Below are 9004 nucleotides of genomic sequence, written 5' to 3' on the forward strand. Positions count from 1 at the left end.
CGTTTCGGGGCCGGCTTCGCGGTCGGGGCCGGGGTCGTCCACGTCGCTGATCAGGGCGTGCAGCAGCCGGACCGCCGGGTCGGGGTCGTCGGCCTGGCGCGGGCGCGCGGTGTCGGTCCCGGCGCCGGAACGCGGCGCGGAGCCGGCGGCACGCCGCGCCGCGAGCGACTCGATGATCGCGTCGGTGCGGCGTACCGCGCCGAGGTCCGCGGGGGCGCCCTGCCGGCTCGCGGGCGCGGTGGAGGCGCCGGGTTTCGAAGGCTCGGCCGGATCCGGGCCGCCCCGCGTGCCGGTGGAGGGGCCGCGCTCCGTCAAGCGATCGACTCCTCTCTGGCCATCGCCCGGAGCCGGGCCAGCGCCCGGTGCTGCGCGACGCGTACCGCCCCGGCGGACATGCCCAGCACGTTTCCGGTCTCCTCGGCCGACAGGCCCGCCACCACCCGCAGCAGCACGAGCTCGCGCTGGTGCTCGGGAAGGCGCGTCAGCAGGTCGCGGGCGCGCTGCGCCTCGATGTAGCGCACCACCGTCTCCTCGGGGCCGGGACGGTCGTCGGGACCGTCCGGCAGGTCCTCGGTGGGCACGGCCGCGCGGACCGCGCTGCGCAGCGCGTCGGCGATCTTGTGGGCGGCGATGCCGAACACGAAGGACGCGAAGGGCCGGCCCATGTCCCGGTAGCGGGGCAGGGCGGACAGGACGGCGATGCACACCTCCTGGGCCACGTCGTCGGCGATGTGGTACTGCCCGGAGACCCTGCCGAGGCGGGCCCGGCAGTACCGGACGATCATGGGACGCACCTCGGCGATGAGGACCTCGATGGCCCCCGGATCGCCCTGGACGGCGAGGTTCGTCAGCTCCTTGAGATCGCCGTCGCCCGCTTGCGCCGCGCGCAGCACCCGCATCCCGCGGCCGCTGTCGTGGGACGGCGGAGGGGACGGCCCTCCCGAGGGGTCGATAGCGCGCGCGGCCATGGTCCCGGCGTAGCTTCCCTCGGTCACGTCAAGCATGATGCCCAGCACTCCCGGGCGTGTCTCCACCGTCCTTTACAACGGAATGGTCACAGTGCTGGAGCAATCCTGGCGTTACTACGTTTCGCGGTCATCCGAGCACGGAAAGCTCCTGGATTCATTCGGAATTTCCGCGCAAATAGTTAGAAATAGCTCACACAGCTAGAAACAGCTCACCCGGCAGCAAAGACGAGACCCCCGCCCGGACGGACGGGGGTCTCGCGAAACGATCTCCGGACGGGACGAGCCGCACGCCCGTCCGGCGAAGGTGATCTCAGTGGCCGTGCCCGTGGCCGTGACCGCCGCCGGCGGGCTCGGCTTCCTCCTCCGGCTTGTCGACCACGAGCGCCTCGGTGGTGAGCAGCATGCCCGCGATCGAGGCGGCGTTGGTGACGGCGTTGCGCGTCACCTTCACCGGGTCGATGACGCCCTGGGCGACCATGTCGCCGTACTCGCCGGTGGAGGCGTTGTAGCCGTGGCCCGGCTTCAGCTCCCGCACCTTGGAGACGACGACGTAGCCCTCCTGGCCGGCGTTCTCGGCGATCCAGCGCAGCGGCTCGTCCAGCGCACGGCGGACGGCCTCCGCGCCGGTGGCCTCGTCACCGGACAGGCCGAGGGCGTCGAAGCCCTCCTTGGCGACGTGCACGAGCGCACTGCCGCCACCGGCGACCATGCCCTCCTCGATCGCCGCGCGGGTCGCCGAGATGGCGTCCTCCAGGCGGTGCTTCTTCTCCTTCAGCTCCACCTCGGTGGCGGCGCCGACACGCAGCACGCAGACGCCGCCGGACAGCTTGGCCAGCCGCTCCTGCAGCTTCTCGCGGTCCCAGTCGGAGTCGGAGTTCTCGATCTCGACCTTGATCTGGTTGACCCGCGCGGTGATCTCGTCCGCGTCGCCCTCACCGTCGACGATCGTGGTCTCGTCCTTGGTGATGGTGATCCGGCGCGCGCGGCCGAGGTCCTCCACGCCGATGGAGTCGAGCTTGAGGCCGATGGCCTCGCTGACGACCTGGCCGCCGGTCAGAGCCGCCATGTCGCCCAGCATCGCCTTGCGGCGGTCGCCGAAGCCCGGCGCCTTGACGGCGACGGACGTGAACGTGCCGCGGATCTTGTTGGCGACCAGCAGCGCCAGGGCCTCGCCCTCGACGTCCTCGGCCACCACGAGCAGCGGCTTCTTGGTCTGGGCGACCTTCTCCGCCAGCGGCAGGAACTCCTGCACGTTGGAGATCTTGCCGTCCATGATGAGCACGTAGGCGTCCTCCAGGACGGCCTCCATGCGCTCATGGTCGGTGACCATGTGCGGCGACAGGTAGCCCTTGTCGAACTGGAGGCCCTCGGTGAACTCCAGCTCGAGGCCCATGGTGTGGGCCTCCTCGACGGTGATGACGCCGTCCTTGCCGACCTTGTCGAACGACTCGGCGATCAGCTCGCCGATCTGCGCGTCCTGCGCGGAGATGGTCGCGACGTGCGCGATCTCCTCCTTGGAGCCGACCTCGCGGGACGACTTCAGCAGCTGGTCGGAGACGTACTGGGCGGCGGTGTCGATGCCGCGCTTGAGGGCGAGCGGCGACGCGCCGGCCGCCACGTTGCGGGTGCCCTCGCGGACCAGCGCCTGCGCGAGGACGGTGGCCGTGGTGGTCCCGTCGCCCGCGATGTCGTTGGTCTTGGTCGCCACTTCCTTGGCGAGCTGGGCCCCGAGGTTCTCGTACGGGTCCTCCAGCTCCACCTCGCGGGCGATGGTGACGCCGTCGTTGGTGATCGTCGGCGCGCCGAACTTCTTGTCGATGACGACGTTGCGGCCACGCGGGCCGATCGTCACCTTGACGGCGTCCGCGAGAGCGTTGACGCCGCGCTCAAGAGCCCGGCGAGCGTCCTCCTCGAACTCCAGGATCTTCGCCATGCGGATACTCCTCTTTCACGCGATCCGCCCCGGCAGCCCCGCCGAAGGCGGCGCCGACCGGGGCGGGTGCATCACGTCTCGGTGATTACTTCTCGATGACCGCGAGCACGTCGCGGGCCGAGAGCACGAGGTACTCCTCGTTGTTGTACTTGACCTCGGTGCCGCCGTACTTGCTGTAGAGCACGACCTCGCCGACCTTGACGTCGACGGGGACGCGGTCGCCCTTGTCGTCGACGCGACCCGGGCCAACGGCAAGGACAGTGCCCTCCTGGGGCTTCTCCTTGGCGGTGTCCGGAATCACCAGGCCCGACGCGGTGGTGGTCTCGGCCTCAAGCGGCTGGACGACGATACGGTCCTCAAGCGGCTTGAGGACAACCTTGGTGGCGGTCGTCACGATCTGACCTCCCCTTCGATTGGTCCTCGGCCGGCCACGGTGGACCGGCCAGCACATGTGACAGAAGAGGCGACCCTGGACCGGCCTGCCGTCGCGGGTGCCAGACCGACCTTGTCGCTGTGTTGGCACTCTCGCTAGGAGAGTGCCAGTCATGGAGACTATTCCGTGCCCGGTAGCCCGTCAACACGGACACGAACGCAGGCGGCACCCGCCACACCCTGTTCACCGTGTAGTTACAGGATGACCCGGCCTTCAGGCCGGAGAGGGATCGGATCCGGGAGGCAGATCAGGGAGAGCGTTCACCGTCCGGTCCAACGGCTATCAAAAGCGGGATTGCCACATACTCGCTTCTTTGTTCGAGCATGCGCGGTACGCTTCTTTCGTGGCGGCGCAGGCGGGAACCGAACCAGGAAACGCTCGGTACACCTACCGGCTCCGCGTGTCGTCCCGCACGCACCGGTCCCTGCTGCGCGAGTGGGATCGGTGCCGGTGGGTGTGGAATCAGTGCGTCACCGAGTCCCGTGCCGCGCACCGCGCCGGAGACAAGATCGGCCCGGCCGCGCTGGACCGGATGTTGACCGGCTGGCGTGCGGGCAACCGGTGGCTGAGCAAGGGCGCGTCGGTACCGCAGCAGCAGACCATCCGGGACTTCGGCCGGTCCCGCGCCAAGGCGATCAAGGACATCACGGCGCGGCTGCCGATAGGGCGGCGGGCCGGTATGCCCGGGTTCAAGAAGAAGAATGTGGCGGATCCGACGTTGAACTACACGCGGCGCGGATTCCGACTCAAGGACGGCCGCCTGCACCTGGCGGGCGGCATCAGCGTGACAGTGGTGTGGTCGCGTGACCTGCCGGGCCACCCTTCGTCGGTGCGGGTGTACCGCGACTCGCTGGGCCACTGGTACTGCTCGTTCGTGGTCCCCGCACGAACTGAGCCGCTCCCGCCGACCGGGAAGGTGATCGGGGTGGACTGGGGCGTGAAGGAGATCGCCACCACCACCTCCGACGCGCACGATCTGCCGCACCCCGAGCACGGCCGCAAGGCCGCCGACCTGCTCGCCAGATACCAGCGGCGGATGGCCCGCCGCCGCAGACCGAAAGGGCAACCGGGATCCAAAGGCTACAAACGTGCCGCCCGCCGGGCGGCCAAGCTGCACAAGAAGGTGCGGCGGCAACGTCAGGACAATGCCCGCAAGTGGGCCAAGCAAGTCGTGACCGATCATGACGCGGTGGCGGTGGAGGACTTCCGGCCCCGGTTCCTGGCCAAGACCAGGATGGCCCGCAAGGCCGCCGACGGGGCGGTTGCGGCGACCAAGCGCGAGTTGATCACTATGGCCGCTAAACACGGCCGTGCCCTGCATCTGATCGACCCCAAGCACACCACCACCGACTGCGCATCGTGCGGAGCGAGAACCAAGCATGCACTGCCGCTGTCGGAACGCACCTACACCTGCACAGTGTGCGGACACACGTCTCCCCGGGACAAGAACTCCGCGCACGTGATGCTGGTCCGGGCAGGTCTGAACCCGGCTGGTGTCGAGGGCACAAGACCTCCTGGCCCGCCGGGCCAGGAGGCAGCCTGAGCCAGAAATCCCCGCGAACCCCGTGGAGGGAGGGAACCTCTCCCGGCAGGGAGGGGAGCAGTCAACGGAAGCTAACTTCCACATATGGCTAATGTCGCGTCGTTCCGAACCCTGAGGACCCCCGAAGGGCAGGCACTGCTCGGTGAGGTGTCCGGGGTGGACGTGAGCGAGGACGGGCTGCTCGCGACGGCGTCCCGGCTGCGTGAACGCCACGATCCCGGGCTGGTTTCGGCGGTGCTCACACAGGTGCGGCTGCGTGAGCGGGCCCGGGTCAAGTTCGGGGACGACGCGGACCGCATGTACTTCACCCAGGCGGGGCTAGAACAGTCGACCCGCGCGAGCGTGGCCTCGCACCGGGCACGACGGTTCGCGTCCTGCCTGCCTGGCGCGCGTGTGCTGGAACTGGGGTGCGGGATCGGGGCCGACCTCGTCGCGCGTGCGCGGGAGGGGCTCGAAGGGGAAGGGGTGGATCTCGACCCGTTGACCGCTGAGGTGGCGCAGGCGAACGTCGTCGCCCTGGGGCTGGACGGGCTTGCCTCCGTCCGTGTGGGCGATGCGGTCGAGGAGCGCCCGGACGGGTTCGGGGCCGTCTTCGCCGATCCTGGACGACGTACTACACGAGGCAGGGTATTCGACCCCCGCTCCTATGAGCCGCCTCTTGATGTCGTCCTGGATCTGGCCGGGCGGGTGCCCGCCGCATGCGTGAAGGTCGCGCCTGGCATCCCGCATGAGGTCGTCCCGGAAGGGGCGGAGGCGGAGTGGGTCTCGGTCGGAGGGGACGTCAAGGAAGCGGCCCTGTGGCTCGGCGCGCTCGCTGGGGACGTGGGGCGGCGAGCCACCCTGCTCTCGTCCGACATCCGTCCGCAGGTGCGGACGCTGACTCCGCAAGGGCTGGGCGACCCGGACGTGCGCGCATGGGGCCGTTACCTGTACGAGCCCGACGGCGCCGTGATCCGCGCTCACCTGGTGGCCGAGGTCGCGGAACTCGTCGGCGGCGGGCTCGCAGACCCGCGCGTCGCGTACGTGACGTCCGACGACCTGTGCCCCACGCCGTTCGCGTCCGCGTACGAGATCGAGGACGTGCTGCCGTTCTCGGTCAAGCGCCTGCGCGCGGAACTGCGCCGCCGCGGGATCGGCGTGCTCACCGTGAAGAAGCGCGGCTCGGCGATCGACGTCGACCGCCTGCGCCGCGACCTCGGCTTCGCCGGACGGCGCGCGCCGCGCGGCGCACCCGAGTCGACCCTGGTCGTGACCCGCGTGGGCCGCGATCCGGTCGCCCTTCTCACCCGTCCCGTCCCCCGCCCCTGACATGCGCGGCGCGCGGCCCGGACGGCCCGTGCGGAGGCGCTGACCCGCCCGGAAGGCCGCCCGCCCGGGATCGAGTCCAAAGATCTTCCCCGGGGCGGGGCAACGCCAAGAGGGACCGGGCGGCACGCCATGCCCGTGCAAATCATCGGCGCTTTCCGGCATTGCGTTCACCATGGATTGCGGGCACCCGGCAACGCCGTGACGGGGCCCGCGAATCGGTGCGCCGGACGCGATGGGCGGGGAAACACCAAGGCAGGTTCAGCGTCCGGGACTTCGGCGCCCCCGAATGCGTCATCAAAATGGCCCGGCACCCGCCCGGCGGCATCACGGCAATGCGACACGTGTCGGCCGCCATGTGTTCGTCCGTGGTTCGCGAACTGGCGATGTTGGACGAGATGTACGGACAGAACACCGGGCCCGCACCGTCCCTCCCCGGCCCCGCCACTGCACGCATCCCCACGATCGCCCCTTTGCCGACGAAGCGGGAAATTGCCCAGCACCCGGCGATCATTCACTATCCGCCGCACCCGGATAACAGGCGCATTCCACAGAACTCACAATGTTCTCTGCTACCCGTAATAGCGGCCGCCCACACGCACTACAGTGGCCTCTCCAGATTCATTTGCCGTGCGTCATTTCGACGCGACGGCACACGAAGGAGCATCGGGTGGAAACGAATCACAACTTCCTGCAGACGGGGGGTCAACCGGTTTCGGATCGGATGCGGGAGTTGCTCGCCCGTGCGGCGCAGGACCACGTCTATGAACAGCGCTCACAGGGTCAGGTCCTGGACGAGATTCGCCAGCGGCTGGAAGGCATGGAGTGGCTGCTGCGCGAGGTCCGCGAGCGGGAGCTCGGGGGGCTGACCGGGCAGATCGAGAGCGTCCGCGGGCAGGTCGACGAGCTGGCCGGCAAGCCCCCGGAATGGGCCGAGGGGCTGGCCGAGCACATCGAGGCGTTCGGCGACCGGGTCAAGCCCGTCGCCGAGCTGCCCGCGCTGTGGGCCGACGTCGGCGTCGTCGCCGAGAACGTCGACGAGGGCCTCACCCGCATCCAGGCCGTCCTCGACTCCGCGCAGCACATCACCGACGCCACGCAGCAGGCGTCGCAGCGCATGGACGAGATGACCAAGCGGCTGGACAAGCTCCAGGGCAGCATGGAGGCCGCGTCCGTCCGCTTCAACCGGCTGGACAAGTCGCTCGCCGAACTCGGGCACCGGTCCGAGCGGCTCGAACATTCGATCAACGGGGTCACCGCGCGGGTCGACCAAGCGCTCACCGAGATGGCCGAGCGGATCGAGCAGGGCCTCGAAGCGGTCGGCGGCCGGGTCGAGGGCGTCGGCGGCCGGCTCGACGGGCTGGACGGGCGGCTGGACGGCGTCGACGGCCGGCTTGAAGGGCTGTCCGGCAAGATGGACGGCCTCGACGGCAGGTTCGAGGGCATCGACGGCCGTATCGACGGCGTCGGCGAGCGGATCAGCCGGCTGCCCGCCACGCTGGAGATCGCCGAGCTGCACCGGCTGCTGAACGAGATCGCGCAGCGTCCGGCGGCCGAGTACGGCGACCGGTTCGACGCGCTGGAGAAGCACCTCGCCGAGGCGGTCGACCCGCTGATCGAGGAGCTGCGCGCCCGGCCCGACCGCGACGAGGTCAAGGCGACCATGTCGCAGATCGCCGAGTCGGCCTACAGCGACGTCGCCAAGCGCATGGACGAGTTCTCCCGCCGCTTCGAGGACGTGCACGAGAACGTCCGCAAGCGCATCGAGAACATCCACGAGGAGGTCACCAAGCGGGTCGACGGCGCGCTGGAGGAGTTCACCACGCAGGTCGACATCGTCTCCCGCCGGGTCGAGTCGGTGCACACCGACGTCGCCAAGCAGGTCGAGTCCGTCCAGCACGAGGTGTCGCGGCAGGTCAGCGGCGTCCACGACGACTTCGGCAAGCGGATCGGCGACATCCACGACGACGTCACGCGGCAGGTCGGCAGCATCCACGACGACGTCGCCAAGCAGGTCGGCAACATGCAGGAGGACGTCGCGAGGCAGGTCGGAGGGGTCCACGACGAGTTCGCGCGGCGCGTCGAGGGCATGCAGGACGAGGCCGGGCGGCGCGCCGAGGCGGCGGCGGCCGAGTTCGGCAAGCGCTTCTCCCATGTCGAGGAAGAGGTCGGCCGGAAGGTCGACGGCGTCCACGACGACGTCTCCAAGCAGGTCAACGCGGTGCACGAGGACGTGCTGAAGCGCCTGTCCACCCTGGAGGAGACGATGCTCGCCCTGGCCGAAGCGCTGCTGCGCCCCCGCCGCGAGAGTAAAGACTGACGGGCCGCCCGGGTGGGGCCGCCCGGCCAGGCCCCACCCGCCGGCACCACCCGCCGACACCACTGGCGCCCCTTCCAGCGGCATGGGGATACCCAACGGGATCCGCGAAGTTTGTCCGGCAAAACACCCAGTCGACCGAAGGTGTTCCATCAATACACCGCGATGACCCGCTTCTTGTTACGTTCCGTCTTCATAAAATCACTCCCCATACCCTTCGGAATCCGTTTTGATGGATCAGGTGACCCACACACCGGCTCCCTGCCTCCTCACCGGCGCCCCGCCCGCCGACACCACCCTGCGCTGGGTGGAGGAGTGCCTCGGCAGGGGCGCCGAGGTCCGCATGGTGCGGCCGCTTCCGGGCGGTATCGCGCACGCCAACCACGCGCTGCTCGTCGAGAGCCGCTCCGGCAGCGCGCACCGGCTCGTCCTGCGCCGCTGGACGTCCCGCGACCCGGCCCCGGCACGCCGCCGCTACAGCGCCGCGTTCTCCCCCGAACGCGAG

General features: G+C 69.8%; 7 protein-coding genes and 1 pseudogene. 4 read left to right on the forward strand and 4 right to left on the reverse strand.

Annotated features, from left to right (window positions below):
* The 4 genes from E1285_RS40605 to groES form a co-directional block, all read right to left on the reverse strand.
* On the reverse strand, positions 1-315 hold a 315-nt coding region (locus E1285_RS40605; protein WP_207947185.1), incomplete at its 3' end, for a hypothetical protein.
* Positions 312-899, reverse strand: coding sequence for a sigma-70 family RNA polymerase sigma factor (locus tag E1285_RS40610; protein WP_132159932.1), 588 nt, complete (start codon positions 897-899; stop codon positions 312-314). The genes E1285_RS40610 and E1285_RS40605, both read right to left, overlap by 4 nt.
* 379 nt (positions 900-1278) lie before the next feature.
* The gene (gene groL / locus E1285_RS40615; RefSeq protein WP_132159928.1) at positions 1279-2901 is read right to left on the reverse strand and encodes a chaperonin GroEL; all 1623 of its coding nucleotides are present in this window, start codon (positions 2899-2901) and stop codon (positions 1279-1281) included.
* Between the two features lie 85 nt (positions 2902-2986).
* Positions 2987-3298 (reverse strand): co-chaperone GroES, encoded by a 312-nt coding sequence (gene groES / locus E1285_RS40620; protein ID WP_207939417.1) that lies wholly within the window; start codon positions 3296-3298, stop codon positions 2987-2989.
* A gap of 379 nt (positions 3299-3677) precedes the next feature.
* Here groES and E1285_RS40625 point away from each other — a divergent pair, with 379 nt between their 5' ends.
* The 4 genes and pseudogenes from E1285_RS40625 to E1285_RS40640 all read left to right on the forward strand — a co-directional run.
* Positions 3678-4877 carry an RNA-guided endonuclease TnpB family protein gene (locus tag E1285_RS40625; RefSeq protein WP_132159929.1) on the forward strand — a complete coding sequence of 400 codons (1200 nt, stop codon included), beginning with the start codon at positions 3678-3680 and terminating at the stop codon, positions 4875-4877.
* A gap of 84 nt (positions 4878-4961) precedes the next feature.
* Positions 4962-6185 carry an SAM-dependent methyltransferase gene (locus E1285_RS40630; protein WP_132159930.1) on the forward strand — a complete coding sequence of 408 codons (1224 nt, stop codon included), beginning with the start codon at positions 4962-4964 and terminating at the stop codon, positions 6183-6185.
* Between the two features lie 721 nt (positions 6186-6906).
* Positions 6907-8502 carry a hypothetical protein gene (locus E1285_RS40635; RefSeq protein ID WP_243723398.1) on the forward strand — a complete coding sequence of 532 codons (1596 nt, stop codon included), beginning with the start codon at positions 6907-6909 and terminating at the stop codon, positions 8500-8502.
* A gap of 238 nt (positions 8503-8740) precedes the next feature.
* Positions 8741-9004 (forward strand): annotated as a pseudogene (locus E1285_RS40640) (hypothetical protein); the annotation flags it as partial.

Origin of the sequence: Actinomadura sp. 7K507 (genome assembly GCF_004348425.1) — a bacterium.
GTDB lineage: Bacteria > Actinomycetota > Actinomycetes > Streptosporangiales > Streptosporangiaceae > Spirillospora.